The sequence below is a fragment of the Saccharothrix sp. AJ9571 genome, assembly GCF_021725495.1.
Lineage (GTDB): Bacteria > Actinomycetota > Actinomycetes > Mycobacteriales > Pseudonocardiaceae > Amycolatopsis > Amycolatopsis magusensis.
Genome location: NZ_CP091382.1, coordinates 3,149,492 through 3,168,671, shown reverse-complemented (window position 1 = coordinate 3,168,671; position 19,180 = coordinate 3,149,492). Strand labels below are relative to the sequence as shown.

Sequence of the window (19,180 nt, the reverse complement as noted above, 5' to 3'; positions counted from 1 at the left end):
CGTGACCTCATGTCGAATCGCCGTGCGGCGGGGAGAGTCTTGCACGACGGGCCCGGCCGGGGAGGATGGTCCGCGTGATCTCCGTCGAACACCACCGCGCCGAGGTGACCGCGCTGCTCGGCGGCCGGACCCCCGTGCGCCTGCCACTGGCCGACTGCGCGGGGCTCGTCCTCGCCGAGGACGTGACGGCGGACGTGTCGCTGCCGCCGTTCGACAACTCCGCGATGGACGGCTACGCGGTGCGCGCGGTCGACGTGGCCGAGGCGAGCGAAAGCACGCCGGTGACGCTGCCGGTCGCCGAGGACATCCCGGCCGGGCGGGTGGATTCGCCCCCGCTGCTGCCCGGGACCGCGCACCGGATCATGACCGGCGCGCCCATGCCGCCCGGCGCCGACACCGTGGTGATGGTGGAAAAGACCGACGGCGGCGTGGAAACCGTGCGGGTGTTCGCCGCGGTGCCACCGGGGAACCACTTGCGGCGCACCGGCGAAGACGTGCGGCGCGGCACCACGGCGCTGACCCGCGGCACCCTGCTCGGACCGGCGCAGGTCGGCCTGGCCGCCGCGGTCGGCCTCGACTCCCTCGCGGTGTTCACCGCGCCGCGGGTGCTGGTGGTGTCCACCGGTTCGGAGCTGGTCACCGCGCCTGCCCCGTTGAAGCACGGGCAGATCTACGAGTCGAACAGCGTGATGCTGGTGGCCGCGCTGCGGGCGCTCGGCTGCCACGTGGAGACCATCCGCAGCGTGGTCGACGACGTGACCGAGTTCCGCGCGGTGATCGAGCCGCGGCTGGCGTCGGTGGACCTGCTGATCACCTCGGGCGGGGTGAGCGCGGGGGCGTACGAGGTGGTCAAGGACGCGCTGACCGGCGCGGGCGTGGAGTTCCGGAAGGTGGCCATGCAGCCGGGCGGCCCGCAGGGGCTCGGCCGCTGGAACGGCGTGCCGGTGTTCACCCTGCCCGGCAACCCGGTGAGCAGCCTGGTCTCCTTCGAGGTCTTCGTCCGGCCCGCGGTGCTCGCCGCGATGGGACACTCCATTGTGGACCGTCCGAGGGTGCGCGCGAAGCTGACCGAGGCACTGCGGTCACCGGCTGGGAAAGCCCAGTTCCGCCGGGGCTTCTACTCGCACTCCGACGGCGAGGTCACCGGCGAGGTCGGCCCGCGCGGCGGTCCCGGCTCGCACCTGCTGGCCGCCTTCGCCCAGGCGAACTGCCTCATCGTGCTGCCGGAGGACGTCACGGAAGCGCCGAAGGGCTCCGAAGTGAACGTCCTCCTGCTCTGAATTGATGACTTTTGGTCATCACCTCCACACGAACAGTGGTCAGGCTGCCGGTGGGTGGAATACAATCCGGCTTCCGCGGGTATTCAGTCGTCGTACCGGGCGCGTGCACTCGTCGGGGGGTGCACGTACCCGGTCGGTAACCCGGCAGCCGATGTCGGGCGGTAGCGTGGCCACACCACGCGGCGGGCAAGCCGTCCGCCGACCACGACCCCCGGGGATTCAGCAGAGATGAGCGCCGGAACCAACGCGCCAGCCAACCCGATCAAGCACGCGATGACCCTCGCGCGTGAGACCGTGCCACCGATGCACCGGGCCGGACGGCCCTTCGTGCTCGGCGGGCTCGCCGCGACACTGGTGCTGCGCCGGTTCTCCAAGCCGCTCGGCCTGCTCGCGGGGCTCGGCACGGTCGCCACCGCCGCCTTCTTCCGCGAGCCCGCCCGCGTGCCACCGGCCCGTTCCGGGCTCGCGCTGGCCGCCGCCGACGGCCTGGTCTCGCTGATCGAGGAGGCCACCCCGCCGCCGGAGCTGGGCCTGCCCGCCGAGCCGCGGATGCGCGTCAGCGTCTTCCTGTCGGTGTTCGACGTGCACGTCCAGCGCGTGCCCGCCACCGGCGTGGTGGAGAAGGTCGCCTACCGGCCGGGCAAGTTCCTCTCCGCGGACCTGGACAAGGCCAGCGACGACAACGAGCGCAACTCCCTGCTGCTGCGCACCGAGGACGGCCACGAACTGGTCGTCACCCAGATCGCCGGGCTGGTCGCGCGCCGGATCCTGTGCGAGGTCGGCGACGGCGAGAAGGTCACCGCTGGCGACACCTACGGGCTCATCCGGTTCGGCTCGCGGGTGGACACCTACCTGCCGCCCGGCAGCAAGGTGCTGGTGAGCAAGGGCCAGCGCACGATCGGCGGCGAGACCGTGCTGGCCGAACTCCCGGCAGCGCAGTCGTAGGGGGCCCGCCGTGACCGTCCGGACCAATCCGGGCGTTCGGCTGCTGCCGAACGCGATCACCGTGCTCGCGCTGTGCGCCGGGCTGTCCGCCGTGCAGTTCGCGCTCACCGGGAACTACGCCATGGCGATCGCGTCGATCGGCATCGCCGCGGTGCTCGACAGCCTCGACGGCCGCATCGCCCGCATGCTCGACGCGACCTCCAAGATGGGCGCCGAGCTGGACTCGCTGGCCGACGGCATCTCCTTCGGCGTGGCCCCGGCGCTGGTGCTCTACATCTGGCACGCCGACGGCGAGCGCATCGGCTGGGTGGCCGCGCTGCTCTTCGCCGTCTGCATGATCCTGCGCCTGGCGCGGTTCAACACCCTGCTCGACGACACCGAGCAGCCGCCGTACGCGGCCGAGTTCTTCGTCGGCGTGCCCGCCCCGGCCGGCGGGCTGCTGGTCCTGCTGCCGCTCACCCTCAGCCTGCAGTTCGGCGAGGGCTGGTGGTCCTCGCAGGTGGTGGTGCTGGTGTGGACGGTGGCGATCGCCGCGCTGGCGATCAGCCGGATCCCCACGCTGTCGCTGAAGACGGTCAAGGTGGCGCCGAAGGCGGTCGGGCCGCTGCTGGTGCTGGTCGGCGTGCTGGCCGCGACGATCATCCTGTACCCGCTGATCGCGCTGGCCGCGGCGCTGCTGCTCTACCTGGTGCACGTGCCCTACGCGGTGCGCCGTTTCCGCTGGCTCGCCCGGCACCCCGAAGCCTGGGACGTGCCCGCCCGCGAACGCCGGGCGATCCGCCGGGCCCGCAGCGCGCGCCGGCTCGGCCTGCGCCGTCCACTGCGGCGCCGGGTGGCCGGTGCCGCGCGGCGAGCCGTCCGGCGCAACGGGGCCCACGAGGTCAGCCAGGGCCCGCGCGGGCGCCACGACCGCAAGCGCAGCTGGCGCAGCCTCGGCTTGAGGCGCGGACAGGGCCGGGCCGACTAGGGTCGTCGGCGTGAGTTCGCCGCAGATCACGCTGACCGTCCGCCACAGCCCGTCCGCGACCGACACCCGCCGCGGTGTGGTCCGCCTCCACCCCGAGGTGCTCGACGCGCTGGGCCTGCACGCCTGGGACGCCGTGCACCTGACCGGTGCCCGCGTGAGCGCCGCGCTGGCCGCCCCCTCCGACGGCGACGGCCCGCCCGGGGTGGTGCTGCTCGACGACGTGACGATGTCGAACCTCGGGGTCACCGAAGGCGCGGAGGTGGTCCTCGCCCCGGCGGAGGTCTCCGCCGCGAAGTCGGTCACCGTCGCCGGTTCGCGCCTGGCCAGCGTCTCGCTGCCACCCGCCACCGTGCGGCTCGCGCTGATCGGCAAGGTGCTGACCGTCGGGGACGCGGTTTCCCTGCTCCCCCAGGACCTCGCGCCGCCGCCCGGCGCGGACGTCTCCGCCGTGCGCAGCAAGCTTTCGAACGCCATCGGTGGCACGTGGACCAGTGAGCTGCTGACCATCACCGCCGCCGAGCCGTCCGGCCCGGTCGCGGTCGGACCGTCCACTGTGGTCGCCTGGCGCGACGGCGCCCGCACCGGCGACGCGGTGCCCGCCCCCGAGCCCTCGGCCCGCCCCGGCACCACGGTCACCGTCACCGCGGCCGCACCTCAGTCCACTGTGGACGACTTCATCGACGCCGAGGTGGTCGAAGAGGCCGAGGACGAGCCGGTGCCGCCGATCGCCGACCTGGCCGGTGCGTCGAGCTGCGCGCGGCGCCTGGGCGAATGGTTCGAACTCGCCTTCCACCGCCCCGAACTGCTGGCCAAACTGGGCACCTCGGCACGGCTCGGCGTGCTGGTCTCGGGGCCCGAAGGCGTCGGCAAGACGACCTTGGTGCGCTCGGTCGGGCAGGCCGAGCAGGTGCGCGTGGTGACGCTGGCCGCGCCGAACATCGCCGTGCTGGAGCCGAACGCGGCCGCCGCACGGCTGAACGAGGCGATCGAGCGGACCGCGAACGGCACCACCCCCGCGGTCCTGCTGATCACCGACATCGACACACTGCTGCCCGCGTCGTCCCCGCCGCCGGTGGCGACCGTGCTGCTGGAGCAGTTGCGCGGCGCGCTGACCCGGACGGACGTGGCGCTGATCGCGACGACCGCGCACCCGGAGGCCGTCGACCCGCGCCTGCGCGGCGGTGACCTGCTCGACCGCGAACTCTCGCTCGCGCTGCCGGATGCCAAGGTGCGCACGGAATTGCTGCGCATCCTGCTGCGCGACGTGCCGCTCGACGGCGACGTGGAGGTCGGCGCGATCGCCGAGCGGACCCCGGGTTTCGTCGCGGCGGACCTGATCGCCCTGCGCCGGGAGGCCGCGCTGCGGGCGGCGTTGCGGCAGCGGGACACCGATGAACCGGTGATCGGCGCCCAGGACCTGCTCGACGCGGTGTCCAGCGTGCGGCCGATCTCGATGTCCACTTCGGACAACCTGGCCACCGGCGGGCTGACGCTGGAGGATGTCGGGGACATGGTGGAGGTGAAGCAGTCGCTCACCGAAGCCGTCCTGTGGCCGCTGCGCTACCCGGATTCCTTCGCCCGCCTGGGCGTCGCGCCGCCGCGCGGGGTGCTCCTGTACGGCCCTCCCGGCGGTGGCAAGACCTTCCTGGTGCGCGCGCTCGCGGGCACCGGGGCGCTGAACGTGTTCGCGGTCAAGGGCGCCGAGCTGATGGACAAGTGGGTCGGCGAGTCGGAGCGAGCGGTGCGGGAGCTCTTCCGCCGAGCCGCCGAAGCCGCGCCTTCACTGGTGTTCCTGGACGAAATCGACGCACTGGCCCCGCGGCGTGGCCAGTCGAGCGACTCGGGCGTCTCGGACCGGGTGGTCGCCGCACTGCTCACGGAACTGGACGGCGTGGAGCCGATGCGCGAGGTCGTGGTGCTCGGCGCGACCAACCGCCCGGAACTGGTGGACCCGGCGCTGCTGCGGCCGGGTCGGCTGGAGCGCATGGTCTACGTCCCGCCACCGGACGCCGAGGCACGGGCCGCGATCCTGCGGGCCAACTCGAAGAACACCCCCTTGGCCGCCGATGTCGACCTGGACCGCGTCGCGTCCACTTTGGACCGCTACTCGGCCGCGGACTGCGCCGCCCTCATCCGGGAAGCCGCCCTCACCGCCATGCGCGAGTCACTGGACGCCACCGAGGTCACCGCCGCCCACCTGGAAAAAGCACGAGCCGCCGTCCGCCCCTCACTGGACCCGGGCCAACTGGCCGCCCTGGAAGCCTACGCCGCCAACCGCGCCGACTAGCCCCCTTGCCCACGTCACGAATGTGGAACTCGGCCGCCCGAATGTGGACTTCAACTACCCGAACGTAGAACTCGGCTGCACGAACGTAGAACTCGCCCATCCCGCGAGTCCCACACTCAGACACCCGAACCCCACACTCAGGCACCCGAGTCCCACACTCCCGCAGCCGAACCCCACACTCGCCGCACCCCACCGGACACGAATGTGGCTTTGGGGGCCGAATCCGCCCCCAAAGCCACATTCGTGACACCGCCCCTCGCGAGCCGAACCGGGGGACGGCCAAACGCGACCCGGAAGCTCAAGGGGAGAGCGCCCACACTCCCCCTTCCCTCCCCGGTCCTCAGCCAAAAACACGGCGGGGGTTCTGTTGTCAAGGCATCTTTCCCGCCTTGACAACAGAACCCCCGCCGTCGTCACACTAGAAAACCGGGGAGCCGGAACGAGCCCTACTTCCCCTTCGTATCAGCGGACCCGTAGTCGTTCGTCACGATCACGATCACCCCGCCACTCGACCCCGCGATACCTTCGAACCGCGGCTCCACCCGCATACCGAAGGCAGCTCCCAGGGCCCGCGCCGCGGTCTCCTCGTCGGCTACGCCCGGGCGGAAGTACGCGGTGGTCGTCGGGATGATGCCGCCCGAGTAGTTGCTCGTCTCGGCGACGACCCACCCCTGCGAGCGGAAGTCGTCCCCGGCGCGGGCGGCGAGGCCGTGGATGGTGCTGTTGTTGTAGACCCGCACGGTGACCCACTTCGCCGCGGCCTGCTCCTCCGGCGTACCACCACCGGGCGCGGGCGGCACCGGCTGACCCGGCGGCGGGTTCTGCGGATTCTGCGGGTTGTTCGGGTCACCCGGCGGCGGCGTGGACGGCCCGGGCTGCGTCGGCGGCAGGACCTCCGACGAGCCGGGCGGCGGTGACGCCGGCGGCGGGTCCTGCGGGTTGCCGGTGTCGCCCGGCGGTGGCGTTTCGGAGGTGGGCGAAGGTGAGGCGGTGTCGCCACCGTTGCCGCCGTTGAGCGAGACGACTCCGCCGGCCACCGCGGCCACCAGGGCCAGCGCGATCAGTACGAAGCCGGCCATCCGCAGCGGCCGCCCCTGGAACCAGCTCATGGAAGATCTATCCCCAACCGTCGTGCCGCGCGGGTCCGCTGGCGGGCGGCACGCGTCTTGCGCAGGCGCTTGACCAGCATCGGGTCGGCCTGCATCGCCTCGTGTTTGTCGATCAACTGATTCAGCACCTGGTAGTACCGCGTGGACGACATCGCGAAGAGCTCCCGGATGGCCTGTTCCTTCGCGCCGGCGTACTTCCACCACTGCCGCTCGAACGCCAGGATCTCCTGCTCGCGCGCCGAGAGCCCGGCCGGGCCGGCGTCCGCCGGGCGGCGACGGCGAGCCATCGACTCCGCGGCGTCCATCTGGGCCCTCGCAATCAAGTTCGCTTGCGTGCGCGAATCACACGGTTGTCGTTTCCGCGGCGCCCATTAGATCACGCGCGTAGCTCCCCGGCCCGGCATCACACCCGGCGCGTCACGGCAAGACCCTCGGTAAGCTCCCGGACCGTGACCGTCCACCCCATCGTGATCGCCGGCGAGCCCGTACTGCACCAGCCCACGCGTGAGATCGACAAGTTCGACGACGAGCTGCGCACGCTGGCCGACGATATGTTCGAGACCATGTACGCCGCGCAGGGGGTCGGCCTCGCGGCCAACCAGATCGGCCTGGACCTGCGCATCTTCGTCTACGACTGCCCCGACGACGAGGGCGTGCGGCACAAGGGCGTGGTGGTCAACCCGAAGCTCGAGACCTCCGAGATCCCGGAAACCATGCCGGACCCGGACGACGACTGGGAGGGCTGCCTGTCGGCCCCCGGCGAGTCGTACCCGACCGGCCGCGCGAGCTGGGCGAAGGTGACCGGCCAGGACCTCGACGGCAACCCGCTCGAGGTGGAGGGCACCGGCTACTTCGCGCGCTGCCTGCAGCACGAGACCGACCACCTCGACGGGTACATCTACCTGGACCGCCTGGTCGGCCGGTACGCCCGCGAGGCAAGGCGCATGCTCAAGCGCAACAAGTGGGGTGTCCCGGGCAACGCCTGGCTGCCGGACCCGGACCACGACCCCGAGGCCGACCCGGACGACTGAATGCTATGAGTGGGGCATTACTTGCAATGAACGCTAGTAATGCCCCACTCATAGCATTGGGCGAGGCCGGTCAGCAGGAGCCCAGGTAGCGGCACCGCACCGCGGTGGGCTGCTCGATCACCTTCTTCTCCTGCACCGACCACGCGAGCCGGACGAACTGCGCGTGCGTCCAGGCCAGCGGGGTGGCCGACTGGTTGCCCTTGCCGGTCGGGAAGCCCGGCTGACCCGACGGCGCGTTCTCGTCCCACACCTGCTCGGGCATGGTGTCGCCGGTCCCGGCCACCCGGCCGAGGTCGCGCAGCCGCCGCTTCGCCGCGCCCAGCTCGCCGTTGGCCAGTTCGTACTCGCCGCGCTCACCGGCCAGCAGCGGCCACAGCCGCCCGAAGGTCTGCCGGGAACCCGGCGGCAGCTCCATCTCCCACTGCGAGCCGTCCGCCCGCTCGCCGTAGCCGTCGCCGGTGTAGCGGTGCCAGAACTGGCCGGTCGGCGTGGTGTAGGAGATCTCGTTGTCGACCACCTCGAGGCTGTTGCGGATGACCGGGTCGTCCGGCGCGTAGATGCCCAGGCGCACCAGCTCGAGGAAGCCGGCGTCGGCGACCGCGCGCTGGTCGGCGTCGTAGCTGGAGTTGCCCAGGTTGTAGACGGTGCCGTTGTTCGCGTTGCCGTCCTTGGTCAACCGCACGAAGTACGGGTCGTCCGACAGCGGACCGTTCGTGGTCACCGTCCACTCGGCGAGCTTGCCCTTGAACTCGTCGGCCTTGGCGAGGTACCGCTCGGCCGACGCCGCGTCGCCGTGCTCCTTCGCCAGTTCCGCCGCGCACACCAGCCCGGCGATCACCGAAGCGATGGTGGACGGCGAGTACCCGTCCTGCTCCTCCCAGCGTTCCTGCTGCGACCACGGGGACGCCTGGCCGTTCGGGCCTCGGTAGTCGATCAGGAAGTCGGCGGCCTTGCGGATGTTCGGCCACAGCTCCGCGTCGATGCCGACCTGCTGCGCGAGCACGATCGGCAGCGCGGTCTCGTCGAGCTGGATGGAGGTCCAGTACGGGGTGCCGTCGACGTCGGTGTTCTGCGCCAGGTGCCCGTCGGCCTGCTGCTGCCGGGTGAACATGTACTCGATCGACCGCTGGGCCGCGCCCTCGTCGCCGGCGGCCAGCATGCCGGTCGCGATCTGGTAGAGGTCCCGCGGCCAGACCAGGTGGTAGGTGCCCGAGGGCAGCCAGCCCGGCCCGTTGTCGCCGAACTGCCACGGCATGCTCGGCGAGGCGATGAACGCGCCCGGGTTCAGCTTGTCCTCGCTGGCGGCGAGCATCAGCATCGACGCCTTGTACAGATCGCGCTTCCCGGCCACCGAGGCCGGGACGTCCTTGAGGTCGCGCAGGTAGTTCCGCCAGCCCGCTTCGTTCGCCTTGCGGGCCGGGCCGAACCCGGTCTTCAGCGAGGCCTTCGCGGTGGCGGCCGCCTGCTCGCCGAAGCCGAGCGAGAGCGTGGCCCGCCGGGACTTCAGCCCGTCGGCGGCCAGCTGGCCGGTCTGCACCACGTTGCCCTTGCCCGCGGTGTCGTAGCTCTTGAGCTGGAACGACTTGAGCAGTTGCGTCGCGCCGTCGGAGGTGCCGGAGAAACCGTTGCTGGTCTTGGTGAACGCCGGGTTCGCGGCCAGCGCCGAGGTGACCTGGCCGTCGGTGGCGACGAGGGTGTCGCCCTCGGTCTTGGCCGAATCGTCGGTGCCGTTGTTGTCGAGGTCCGGGTCGAGCACCGCGTAGAGCTGGTACGGCTTGCCGGTCAGCGAGGTGAAGTCGACGTCGACCAGCACGCTCGCGCGTTCGGGGTCGGTGACGTAGGTCTTGCGCAGTTTCCAGCGCTTCTTCTCGTCGGTGATCGTCTGCTCGTAGGTCAGCCCGTCCGGCGAAGTGCGGCGCACCTGCTCGAACTTCGCGTCGGCGTCGGTGGCCGCGAAACTCTTACCGTCCGTCACCACGAAGCCGAGCGAGCGGATGCTCGGCGTGGACAGGTCCGGGTAGTAGACGTCGGAAAGTTGACCACTGTGGAGGGTGAACCAGACGTTGCTGGCCTGGTCGCGGGACCCGCCGAACCCGGTTTTCCCGGCGGGAAGCCAAAGCGGGTGGGCACCGGGCCCTCCGGGGGCCGCACCACCCCCCGCTTCCGCCGCGGCCACCGCGGGTAACAATCCCGCGGCCAGCATCCCGGTCAACGCGAGGATCAACGGCCTTCGCATGCTCGCCCCAATCTGCACCGTTACAGAAGCTGGCCCATTCTGCTCGGTGCCGAAAAACCGCGCATGCCCCATACAGGTGAGTTTCTGGCAGAACTCCCACAGCCGGGGTCACTTGGCAAGGCGGCGGTCGGCATGGCATGGTCGGGGGACAACCGAACACCGCAACCGCGGGAGCTCGCGCCTTGGCGGGCTGAGAGGGTGGCTGGTGTCCTGTCCACGGGACCCGGTGCCGCCGACCGCATGAACCTGACCGGGTAATGCCGGCGTAGGGAGTGAATGTCGTTGACGACACTGGAAAATGACGCCACCGTCACACCGACCGTGACCACCGGGCCGATCACCGGCTCGCACAAGGTCTACCACCGCACCGAATCCGGCCTCCGCGTCCCGGCGAGGCGGATCGATCTGTCCACAGGGGACCACTTCGACGTCTACGACACCTCGGGCCCGTACACCGACCCCGACGTCACCATCGATGTCCACAGTGGACTACACCGGCTGCGGGCCGGGTGGGCCGACGGACGCGAGCACAACACCCAGCTCGGCTGGGCGAAGGCGGGCGTGATCACCAGGGAGATGGAGTTCATCGCCGCCCGCGAGCGCGTCTCCCCCGAGTTCGTGCGCGACGAGGTCGCCCGCGGCCGCGCGGTGATCCCGGTCAACCGCAGGCACCCGGAGAGCGAGCCGATGATCATCGGCAAGAACTTCCTGGTGAAGATCAACGCGAACATGGGCAACTCGGCGGTCTGGTCCTCGGTCGAGGAAGAGGTCGACAAGATGGTCTGGGCCACCCGCTGGGGTGCCGACACCATCATGGACCTGTCCACCGGCAAGCGGATCCACGAGACCCGCGAGTGGATCCTGCGCAACTCGCCGGTGCCGGTCGGCACCGTGCCGATCTACCAGGCACTGGAAAAGGTCGACGGGGAACCGGAAAAGCTGTCCTGGGAGGTCTACCGGGACACCGTGATCGAGCAGTGCGAGCAGGGCGTGGACTACATGACCGTGCACGCCGGGGTGCTGCTGCGGTACGTGCCGCTGACCGCCCGCCGGGTCACCGGCATCGTCTCGCGCGGTGGTTCGATCATGGCCGCGTGGTGCCTGGCACACCACCGGGAATCCTTCCTGTACACGCATTTCGCCGAGCTGTGCGAAATCCTGAAGCAGTACGACGTCACCTTCTCCCTCGGTGACGGCCTGCGCCCCGGTTCCATCGCCGACGCCAACGACCGCGCGCAGTTCGCCGAACTGGAAACCCTCGGCGAGCTCACGCACATCGCCCGCGAGCACGACGTGCAGGTGATGATCGAAGGCCCCGGCCACGTGCCGATGCACAAGATCAAGGAGAACGTGGAGCTGGAGGAACAGCTCACCGGCGAGGCGCCGTTCTACACCCTCGGTCCACTCACGACGGACATCGCGCCCGGGTACGACCACATCACCTCGGCCATCGGCGCGGCCCAGATCGGCTGGTACGGCACGGCGATGCTCTGCTACGTCACGCCGAAGGAGCACCTGGGCCTGCCCAACCGCGACGACGTGAAGACCGGGGTGATCACCTACAAGATCGCCGCGCACGCCGCCGACCTGGCCAAGGGGCATCCGTACGCCCAGGAGTGGGACGACGAGCTGTCCAAGGCTCGCTTCGATTTCCGCTGGAACGACCAGTTCAACCTGGCGCTCGACCCGGACACCGCGCGCTCGTTCCACGACGAGACGCTGCCCGCCGAACCGGCCAAGACCGCGCACTTCTGCTCGATGTGCGGGCCGAAGTTCTGCAGCATGCGGATCACCCACGACGTGCGCAAGTACGCCGAGGAACACGGACTGTCCACTGTGGAGGCGATCGAGGCCGGGATGCAGGAGAAGTCCGCGGAGTTCGGCGCCCGGGGTGGCAAGGTCTACCTGCCGGTGGTCGAGCGCCCGTGACCGCCACGCCGCGCACCGCGCTGACCATCGCCGGCTCCGATTCCGGTGGTGGCGCGGGCATCCAGGCCGACCTGCGCACGTTCTTCGCCAACGGGGTGCACGGCATGACCGCGATCACCGCGGTCACCGTGCAGAACTCGCTGGGCGTGCAGGGGTTCACCGAGATCCCGGCCGACGTGGTCACCGCGCAGATCAAGGCGGTGGCCTCGGACATGGGCGTGGACGCGGCGAAGACCGGCATGCTGGCCACCGCCGAGATCATCCAGGCGGTGGCGAAGACCCTCGACGAGGTCCACATCGGACGGAACGCGGAGATCCCGTTCGTGGTGGACCCCGTCGCGGCATCGATGCACGGTGACGCGCTGCTGCGCGAGGAGGCGCTCGAGGCGATCCGCACCGAGCTGTTCCCGCGCGCCAGCCTCGTCACGCCGAACCTGGACGAGGTGCGCCTGCTCACCGGGGTGGAGGTGACCGGCCGCGAAAGCCAGAGGGAGGCGGCCGGCGCCCTGCTCGAGTTCGGGGCGCAGTGGGTGCTGGTCAAGGGCGGGCACCTCTACGAGGACCCGGAGTGCACCGACCTGCTCTCCGACGGCGTCCAGTGCATCGAACTGACCGGGCCGCGGTACGACACCCCGCACACCCACGGCGGCGGTGACACCCTGGCCTCGGCGATCACCTCGGGGCTGGCGAAGGGGCTCGGCGTGCCGGACGCGGTCGAGGCGGGCAAGCGGTTCATCGAACGCTCGGTCGCCGAGGCCTACCCCCTCGGCGCCGGCGTCGGCCCGGTCTCACCGTTCTGGCGGCTCGCTGGCGACTAGTCCCGGGCAGCAGCCGGTCGTCGAGAGTTCGTGCACGAGTTTTCGGCTGCACTGCTGGAAATCGGCCAGTTCGTCCGGGTCGAGGTGGGCGCCCAGGGTCTCGGACAGCACGCGCACGTAGACCTCGCGTGCCTGCACGAGCGTCCGGTCGCCGTCCTCGGTGAGCACGGCGTAGACCTCGCGGCGGTTGTGCTCGGGCCGGTCCCGCCGGACCCAGCCGCGGTCGACGTGGCGGTCGACGATCCGGGTCAGCCCGCCGCGGGTGACGCCGAGCCGGTCGGCCAGTTCGAGCATCTGCAACTGCCCGTCCGGGCTGCCGCGCAGGGCGGTGAGCAGGTCGTGATCGGCCAGCGAGCAGCCCGCTTCGGCCTCGATGCCCTGGTCGAGCAGCCGCCGGATGGCGCTGTAGAGCTGGTGCAGGTTCCCCCACGCCCGGGTCGCTTCACTCTCCGAGATCACCGGTCCAGTGTAACTCCGGCCGGTTGACGCCCTAACGATTGTAGATACGATGGTTGTCATGGAAATCGTTCCGGTGAAGAACGGCTCCCGCGGCACGCGCGGCGCCAAGGCGATGATGTGGACGATGAAGGTGCTCCGGCGCCGGCTGATCGACCAGCACCGCAAGCAGGGCGACAAGTTCCGCGGGATGGACGTGCTGTACCTGACCGCGATCGGCGCCAAGTCGGGTGAGCCGCGGACCACCGCGCTGGCCTACTTCCGCGACGGCGACGGCTGGCTGGTCATCGCCTCCGCCGGCGGCTCGGCACGCAATCCGGCCTGGTACTACAACATCGCCAAGCACCCGGACCGGGTCACCATCGAAGTGGGTGGTGAGAAGATCCCGGTCGTCGCGGAACAGCTGACGGGCGAGCGCCGGGCGGAGGTCTGGGCGAAGGTGGTGGGCGAGCACTCCGGGTTCGCCGGGTACCAGGCCAAAACCGACCGCGAAATCCCGGTCCTCCGGCTCACCCGCTCGCCGGGGTCCTGACCAGGGCGGGACACTGGGGGCATGACGGAAGCCACCAGCCCGCCTGCCGCGCTGACCATCGCCGGCTCCGACTCCGGCGGGGCCGCCGGACTGCAGGCCGACCTGCGTACCTTCCTCACCTGCGGGGTGCACGGGCTGGTCGCGGTCACCGCGGTCACCGTGCAGAACACGCTCGGCGTGCACGACCGCACCGACCTCCCGCCGCACATCGTCGCCGGGCAGATCGAGGCGGTCGCCGCGGACATGCGCGTGGGCGCGGCCAAGACCGGCATGCTCGCTTCCGGCGAGATCATCGAGGCCGTGGCCGCGGCCTGCGACGCCGCCGAGATCGGCCGCGACCGGCGCATCCCGTTCGTGGTCGATCCGGTGGCCGCGTCCATGCACGGGCACCCGCTGTTCGACGACGCCGGGCTCGGCGCGCTGCGAGAACTGCTACTCCCCCGCGCCACCGTGCTCACGCCGAACCTGGACGAGGTGCGCCTGCTCACCGGGCTCGAGGTGACCGACCGGCACGGCATGCGCGAGGCCGCGGTCGCCCTGCACGCGCTCGGCCCGCGGTACGTGCTGGTCAAGAGCGGGCACCTGGTGAGCGATCCGGAGTGCGTCGACCTGCTCTTCGACGGCGAGGACTTCGTCGAGCTGCCGGGGCAGCGGTTCTCGACCCCGCACACGCACGGCGCCGGCGACGCGATGGCCTCGGCGTTCACCGCGGGCCTCGCGCGCGGCATGCCGGTGGTCGAGGCGGCGAAGTTCGGCAAGTGGTTCGTCAGCAACGCGGTGGCGCACTCGTACCCGATGGGGGCGAAGGTCGGCCCGGTCTCGGCGTTCTGGCGGCTCGCCCCGGAGGACCGCGCGTGACCCGTGAGCGGGTGGGCGCGTTCGTCGAAAGCAGGCGGTTCCAGAACTTCATCATCGCGGTGATCGTCGGCAACGCGATCACCCTCGGCCTGGAGACCTCGCCGCGGATGGTCGCCGAGTACGGCACCCTCCTGCACACCCTCGACTACCTGGCGCTGGGCATCTTCGTGGCCGAGCTGGCCGTGAAGCTGTGGGCCTTCCGCGGGGCCTTCTTCAAGGACGCCTGGAACCTGTTCGACGTGGTCGTGGTCGGCATCGCGCTGGTCCCGGCGACCGGGCCGTTCGCCGTGCTGCGGGCCCTGCGGGTGCTGCGCGTGCTGCGGCTGATCTCCGTGGTGCCGTCCATGCGCAAGGTGGTCACCGGCCTGCTCGCCGCGGTGCCCGGCATGGCCTCGATCGCCGCACTGCTGGCGTTGATCATCTTCGTCGCCGGGGTGATGGCCACCAAGCTGTTCGGCGGCATCACCCCGGAGCACTTCGGCGACCTGGGCACCTCGCTGTTCACCCTGTTCCAGGTGATGACCGGCGAAGCCTGGCCGGAGATCGCCGACGACGTGATGGCGCAGGCACCCGCGGCCTGGATCTTCTTCGTCGTCTACATCCTGATCTCGAGCTTCGCGGTGCTGAACCTGTTCATCGCGGTGGTGGTCAGCGCGATGGAGGACGAACTGCGCGACGAGCTCCGCGAGGAAGAGGACAAGCAGGCGCAGGCCCAGGCCGCGGCGAACCGCGAAATCCTGGACGAACTACGTGCCCTGCGTGCCGAAATCGCCGAACTGCGGAACCGTTAGGCTTCTTCGTCGTCGGACAGCAACGCCTCCAGGGCCGGTAGCGCACCGATCAGCCGTTCCCGCAGGTCGGGCGGCAGCCGGTCGATCCGCCGGTTCAACTCCTGCACCCGGGTCGACCGGACGCCGGAGACCATGCGCTCACCCTCTTCGGTGGCGGTGGCCAGCCAGGCGCGGCGGTCGATCGGGTCGGACTCGCGGCGGACGTACCCGGCCTCCACCAGCGCGGCCACTATCCGCGACATGGTCGCCGCGGCCACACCCTCCTTCGCGGCGAGGTCGCCGAGGCGCAGTTGCCCGTAGTTGACCAGGGTGGCCAAAGCGGAGATCGCGCCGTGGCCGGGGCCGGGCGCACCCGCTTGCCGCAACGAGCGGGAAAGCCTGCCCACGGCCAGGAAAAGCCGGCCGGACACGTCCTGAGACGGTGACGTGGTCACCTCACGCTCCTTACCGCGCACGCAAGGTGTGGCGCGGATCAGCCCCGAGTGGTCGAAAGTGCCGTCAACCATACGTGCCGCCACCCGTGGTTCCGCGTGAACCCACCGCGATTGTGATGGAGGCCTTCCGCTCAGCGGGGTGGCGAGGAGGCCTGGGCCCAGAACCGCTGCGGAATCCGGCCCGCCCCGCGCGCCAGCCGCCCGGCGTTGACCGCCGAGCGCATCGCCAGCGCCATGCGCTCCGGGTCCTGCGCGCGGGTGACCGCGGTGGACAGCAGCACGGCGTCGCAGCCCAGCTCCATCGCGAGCGTGGCATCCGATGCGGTACCGATGCCGGCGTCCAGCACCACCGGCACGCGGGCCCTGGACACGATCAGCTCGATGTTGTGCGGGTTGCGGATGCCGAGCCCGGTGCCGATCGGGGCACCCAGCGGCATCACCGCGGCGCAACCGGCCTCCTCCAGCCGCAGCGCCAGCACCGGGTCGTCGTTCGTGTACACCAGCACGGTGAAGCCGTCGGCGGCCAGCTGCTCGGCGGCGTCCAGCGTCTCCAGCGGGTCGGGCAGCAGGGTGCGGTCGTCGGCGTGCACCTCGAGCTTGATCAGATCCGTCTCCAGCGCCTCGCGCGCCAGCCGCGCGGTGAGCACCGCCTCGGCCGAGCTGCGGCAGCCCGCGGTGTTCGGCAGCAGCTTGATCCCCAAGCGCCGCAACAACTCCAGCACGCCGGACCCGCCTTCGGCATCGGCCCGCCGCATCGCCACGGTGGTCAGCTCGGTGCCCGACGCGACCAGTGCGCGCTCGAGCGAACTGAGGCTGCTCGCGCCGCCGGTGCCGATGATCAGCCGGGAGTTCAGCTTGTGCTCGCCGATGAGCAGCTGGTCGCCGGTTTCGGTCATGTCAGCCTCCTTGGACCGCGGTGAGGATGTCGAGCGAGCTGCCGTCCGCCGGGACGAATTCGGCCCAGTCGCGACGGGCGATGACGTCGGCGTCGACCGCGACGGCCACGCCCTTCTCACCGATCCCGAGCGCTTCGAGCAGCTCGCGCACGGTGGTGCCGTCGGGGAACTGCCGTTCGTCGCCGTTGACCACGATCCGCATCAGACACTCTCCTTCTCACGAAGCCGGGCCGGGTCGGCCGCGGCCACCCCGGGTGGCGGCGGTGTGCCGTCGAGCGCGGCGAGCACCGCGTCGGCGGTGATCGGCGCCATCAGCAGGCCGTTGCGGTGGTGCCCGGTCGCGGCGAACACCCCGTCGGGCAGCCTGCCGATGAAGGGCAGGTTGTCCACGCTGGCCGCCCGCAGCCCGGCGGCGGTCTCGGCCAGCTCGTACTCGGCGATCGCCGGGAAGACGCGCTCGGCGCCGTCGAGCAGCTCACGCACGCCGCGGGCGGTGACCACCTCGTCGAACCCGGCCTCGTACTGGGTCGCGCCGAGCACGAGTTCGCCACCGGCACGCGGCACGAGGTAGATGGGCCGCCCCTCGGCGAACGCGCGGACGGTGTGCGCGGGCGGCGGGAGCGTGGTGCGCCGGGAGCGCAGGCGCAGGATCTCGCCCTTGAGCGGGCGGACCGCGTTCGCCAGCGCGGGGTGCAGCCGGGCGCTCCACGCGCCTGCGGCGAGCACGACGAAATCGCTGGCCAGCGTGCGTTCGGTGGTCCGGACGGTCTCGGGCCCGAGTTCGACGACCTGTTCCCGGATCGGATCGAGGTCCCGGCTGAGGGCGTCGAGCAGCGCCCGGTTGTCCACGGAGAGGTCGCCCGGCACGGCGAGACCACCGCGGATCGAGCCCGCCAGTCCCGGTTCCAGCTTGCGCAGCTGTCGGCTTGTCAGCTTCTCGGCCGACCGGCCCACGTGCTGGAGGTAGGCCGAGAGCTGGTCCAGCACGCCCAGGTCGGCGCTGTCCAGCGCGGCGACGAGGGTGCCCCGCTCGGACAGGCCACAGCCGCCGAGGCGCCGGGCGAACTCGGGCCAGCGGCGCAGCGACTCCTCGCCGAGGGTGAGCACGTCCTCTTCGCCGGGCCACGCCTCGGTGACCGGCGCGAGCATGCCGCCCGCGACCCAGGACGCGCCCCGGCCGGGGTGGGGGTCGACCAGGGTGACCTCGTGGCCCGCGGTGGTCGCGCGCCAGGCCACGGCGAGGCCGATGATGCCGCCGCCGACCACGGTGACGCGGTGTTTTCGCTTCATGGAAATCACGCTCCCTGCGCCGGCATGACCCGGATCAGGTTCCACGGTCGGAGCGGCAGCTCCCTCTCAGCCCGTGCCTCGGGCTCCCGTGCGGACGATTCCACGGTACACACCGGGTACCGTCGCGACCATGCCTGGGCTGAATGGTGACGAGATCCGGAAGCGCCTCGACGAGGCGCGGCTGTACCTGTGCGTGGACGCGCGTTCGGCGCACGGGGACCTCGCGGAGTTCCTCGACGCGGCACTGGCCGGCGGGGTCGACATCGTGCAGCTGCGGGACAAGACCAGCGGGTCACCGCTCGAGGCGAAGCAGGAACTGGCGGCGCTGGAGGTGTTCGCCGAGGCGTGCGCCCGGCACGACGCGCTGCTGTCGGTGAACGACCGGGCCGACGTCGCGCTGGCCGCCGGAGCGGACGTGCTGCACCTGGGCCAGGACGACATCCCGGTGCCGCTGGCCCGCCGCATCCTCGGCGACGAGGTCGTCATCGGCCGCTCCACCCACTCCGGCGCGCAGGCCCGCGCGGCCGCCGCCGAACCGGGCGTCGACTACTTCTGCACGGGCCCCTGCTGGCCCACCCCGACCAAACCGGGCCGGGAAGCGCCGGGCTTGGACCTGGTGCGGGAAACCGCTTCGCTGGGCACGCCCCGCCCGTGGTTCGCCATCGGCGGCATCGACCTGCCGCGGTTGCCGGAAGTGCTGGAAGCCGGCGCTTCCCGCGTCGTCGTGGTCCGCGCGATCACCGAAGCCGACGACCCCCGAGCGGCGGCGCACGCGTTGAAATCCGCACTCGCGTAAGTTACTTCGGCTGGGCACCAAATCTTTCACCTGACCGGGCGTCCGCGGCCGTCACGTGACCGATAAAGGTGATGGCCGGAAACTCACTGCCAGTGGCGCCGCCGCGAGTACCCATTGTCTCCCGGCGCGCAGGTCCGGATGGCGTAACACACCGACTTGTGCCAGTTGCCCCCGCAGCACAAAAATCTTTGAAACCCTCGTCGCGGTAGCGTGAAAGCACCATAATCGGGCCATCGGTTTCTGCGCACGCGACAGGAGAAGCGCAAGTGCGACGGCGAGGCACGTCGGCACCACCGCCTACCTCATCGTGTGATCGGCCGGCGCCAGGGAGCACGGCGAGCGCCACACCTCTATTGAGTGAGGTGGTCCGCCCTTGATCTGTTCAGCCATGACACTGGGTCACCTGAACGCCCGGACGAACGTACTTCCCGCCACGCAAAAAGGTGGGAATTCACCTGCTACCAACAGTGCATTCAGGTACACCGTAAAGTGCGATTCCGACTGGTCATTCGCCGAGAATTTCCC

Annotated in this window: 19 protein-coding genes and 1 riboswitch; of the genes, 11 read left to right on the top strand and 8 right to left on the bottom strand. The window is 70.9% G+C overall.

Annotated elements, in window-relative coordinates:
- Positions 1-65: 65 nt before the first annotated feature.
- From moeA to L3Q67_RS14225, 4 genes are all read left to right on the top strand, one after another.
- Entirely contained in the window at positions 66-1,280 is a 1,215-nt protein-coding gene (gene moeA, locus L3Q67_RS14240) for a molybdopterin molybdotransferase MoeA (RefSeq protein ID WP_499189947.1), read from the top strand.
- 228 nt (positions 1,281-1,508) lie between these two features.
- Positions 1,509-2,225, top strand: a complete 717-nt coding sequence (locus tag L3Q67_RS14235; RefSeq protein WP_499189946.1) for a phosphatidylserine decarboxylase — start codon at positions 1,509-1,511, stop codon at positions 2,223-2,225.
- Positions 2,226-2,235: 10 nt separating this feature from the next.
- Positions 2,236-3,192, top strand: a complete 957-nt coding sequence (gene pssA / locus L3Q67_RS14230) for a CDP-alcohol phosphatidyltransferase family protein (RefSeq protein ID WP_499189945.1) — start codon at positions 2,236-2,238, stop codon at positions 3,190-3,192.
- A 10-nt stretch (positions 3,193-3,202) separates the two neighbouring features.
- A complete protein-coding gene (locus tag L3Q67_RS14225; RefSeq protein ID WP_499189944.1) occupies positions 3,203-5,479 on the top strand; it encodes a CDC48 family AAA ATPase in 2,277 nt (758 codons plus the stop codon).
- 446 nt (positions 5,480-5,925) lie between these two features.
- Here the strand turns inward: L3Q67_RS14225 and L3Q67_RS14220 are convergent, their stop codons facing one another.
- Positions 5,926-6,588: a LytR C-terminal domain-containing protein gene (locus tag L3Q67_RS14220; protein ID WP_499189943.1), complete on the bottom strand. Its 663-nt coding sequence runs from the start codon at positions 6,586-6,588 to the stop codon at positions 5,926-5,928.
- Positions 6,585-6,893 carry a DUF3263 domain-containing protein gene (locus tag L3Q67_RS14215; RefSeq protein WP_209662859.1) on the bottom strand — a complete coding sequence of 103 codons (309 nt, stop codon included), beginning with the start codon at positions 6,891-6,893 and terminating at the stop codon, positions 6,585-6,587. The genes L3Q67_RS14220 and L3Q67_RS14215 overlap by 4 nt, the downstream gene beginning before the upstream one ends.
- Positions 6,894-7,037: 144 nt before the next feature.
- Between L3Q67_RS14215 and L3Q67_RS14210 the strand changes: the two genes are divergently transcribed.
- Positions 7,038-7,619: a peptide deformylase gene (locus L3Q67_RS14210; protein WP_499189942.1), complete on the top strand. Its 582-nt coding sequence runs from the start codon at positions 7,038-7,040 to the stop codon at positions 7,617-7,619.
- A 70-nt stretch (positions 7,620-7,689) separates the two neighbouring features.
- On the opposite strand, the gene L3Q67_RS14205 is transcribed toward L3Q67_RS14210, so the two are convergent.
- Positions 7,690-9,855 (bottom strand): glycoside hydrolase family 15 protein, encoded by a 2,166-nt coding sequence (locus L3Q67_RS14205; protein ID WP_499189941.1) that lies wholly within the window; start codon positions 9,853-9,855, stop codon positions 7,690-7,692.
- A gap of 282 nt (positions 9,856-10,137) precedes the next feature.
- Between L3Q67_RS14205 and thiC the strand changes: the two genes are divergently transcribed.
- Both thiC and thiD (L3Q67_RS14195) read left to right on the top strand, forming a co-directional pair.
- Positions 10,138-11,784: a phosphomethylpyrimidine synthase ThiC gene (gene thiC / locus L3Q67_RS14200; RefSeq protein WP_499191534.1), complete on the top strand. Its 1,647-nt coding sequence runs from the start codon at positions 10,138-10,140 to the stop codon at positions 11,782-11,784.
- Positions 11,781-12,602 (top strand): hydroxymethylpyrimidine/phosphomethylpyrimidine kinase, encoded by an 822-nt coding sequence (gene thiD / locus L3Q67_RS14195; protein WP_499189940.1) that lies wholly within the window; start codon positions 11,781-11,783, stop codon positions 12,600-12,602. The genes thiC and thiD (L3Q67_RS14195) overlap by 4 nt, the downstream gene beginning before the upstream one ends.
- On the opposite strand, the gene L3Q67_RS14190 is transcribed toward thiD (L3Q67_RS14195), so the two are convergent.
- Positions 12,573-13,061, bottom strand: a complete 489-nt coding sequence (locus tag L3Q67_RS14190) for a MarR family winged helix-turn-helix transcriptional regulator (RefSeq protein ID WP_499189939.1) — start codon at positions 13,059-13,061, stop codon at positions 12,573-12,575. The two genes, thiD (L3Q67_RS14195) and L3Q67_RS14190, sit on opposite strands and share 30 nt — an antisense overlap.
- 58 nt (positions 13,062-13,119) lie before the next feature.
- Between L3Q67_RS14190 and L3Q67_RS14185 the strand changes: the two genes are divergently transcribed.
- Genes L3Q67_RS14185 through L3Q67_RS14175 form a run of 3 tightly spaced genes read left to right on the top strand, consistent with a single transcriptional unit; the run spans position 13,120 to position 15,239 of the window.
- Entirely contained in the window at positions 13,120-13,590 is a 471-nt protein-coding gene (locus L3Q67_RS14185; protein WP_499189938.1) for a nitroreductase family deazaflavin-dependent oxidoreductase, read from the top strand.
- 21 nt (positions 13,591-13,611) lie between these two features.
- Entirely contained in the window at positions 13,612-14,448 is an 837-nt protein-coding gene (gene thiD / locus L3Q67_RS14180; RefSeq protein WP_499189937.1) for a hydroxymethylpyrimidine/phosphomethylpyrimidine kinase, read from the top strand.
- Positions 14,445-15,239: an ion transporter gene (locus tag L3Q67_RS14175; RefSeq protein ID WP_499189936.1), complete on the top strand. Its 795-nt coding sequence runs from the start codon at positions 14,445-14,447 to the stop codon at positions 15,237-15,239. Before thiD (L3Q67_RS14180) ends, L3Q67_RS14175 begins: the two co-directional genes overlap by 4 nt.
- Here the strand turns inward: L3Q67_RS14175 and L3Q67_RS14170 are convergent.
- The 4 genes from L3Q67_RS14170 to thiO form a co-directional block, all read right to left on the bottom strand.
- Positions 15,236-15,673 carry a MarR family winged helix-turn-helix transcriptional regulator gene (locus tag L3Q67_RS14170; protein ID WP_499189935.1) on the bottom strand — a complete coding sequence of 146 codons (438 nt, stop codon included), beginning with the start codon at positions 15,671-15,673 and terminating at the stop codon, positions 15,236-15,238. The genes L3Q67_RS14175 and L3Q67_RS14170 overlap by 4 nt on opposite strands.
- A 131-nt stretch (positions 15,674-15,804) precedes the next feature.
- The gene (locus L3Q67_RS14165; protein WP_499189934.1) at positions 15,805-16,569 is read right to left on the bottom strand and encodes a thiazole synthase; all 765 of its coding nucleotides are present in this window, start codon (positions 16,567-16,569) and stop codon (positions 15,805-15,807) included.
- 1 nt (position 16,570) lies between these two features.
- Entirely contained in the window at positions 16,571-16,771 is a 201-nt protein-coding gene (thiS, locus tag L3Q67_RS14160) for a sulfur carrier protein ThiS (RefSeq protein ID WP_499189933.1), read from the bottom strand.
- The gene (gene thiO / locus L3Q67_RS14155; RefSeq protein WP_499189932.1) at positions 16,771-17,859 is read right to left on the bottom strand and encodes a glycine oxidase ThiO; all 1,089 of its coding nucleotides are present in this window, start codon (positions 17,857-17,859) and stop codon (positions 16,771-16,773) included. Before thiO ends, thiS begins: the two co-directional genes overlap by 1 nt.
- Positions 17,854-17,959: riboswitch (TPP riboswitch) on the bottom strand. (Overlaps the previous gene by 6 nt.)
- A 30-nt stretch (positions 17,960-17,989) precedes the next feature.
- On the opposite strand from thiO, the gene thiE reads away from it, so the two are divergent.
- Complete coding sequence (gene thiE / locus L3Q67_RS14150) at positions 17,990-18,655, top strand: thiamine phosphate synthase (protein ID WP_209662870.1); 666 nt, start codon at positions 17,990-17,992, stop codon at positions 18,653-18,655.
- The last annotated feature ends 525 nt before the right edge of the window (positions 18,656-19,180 follow it).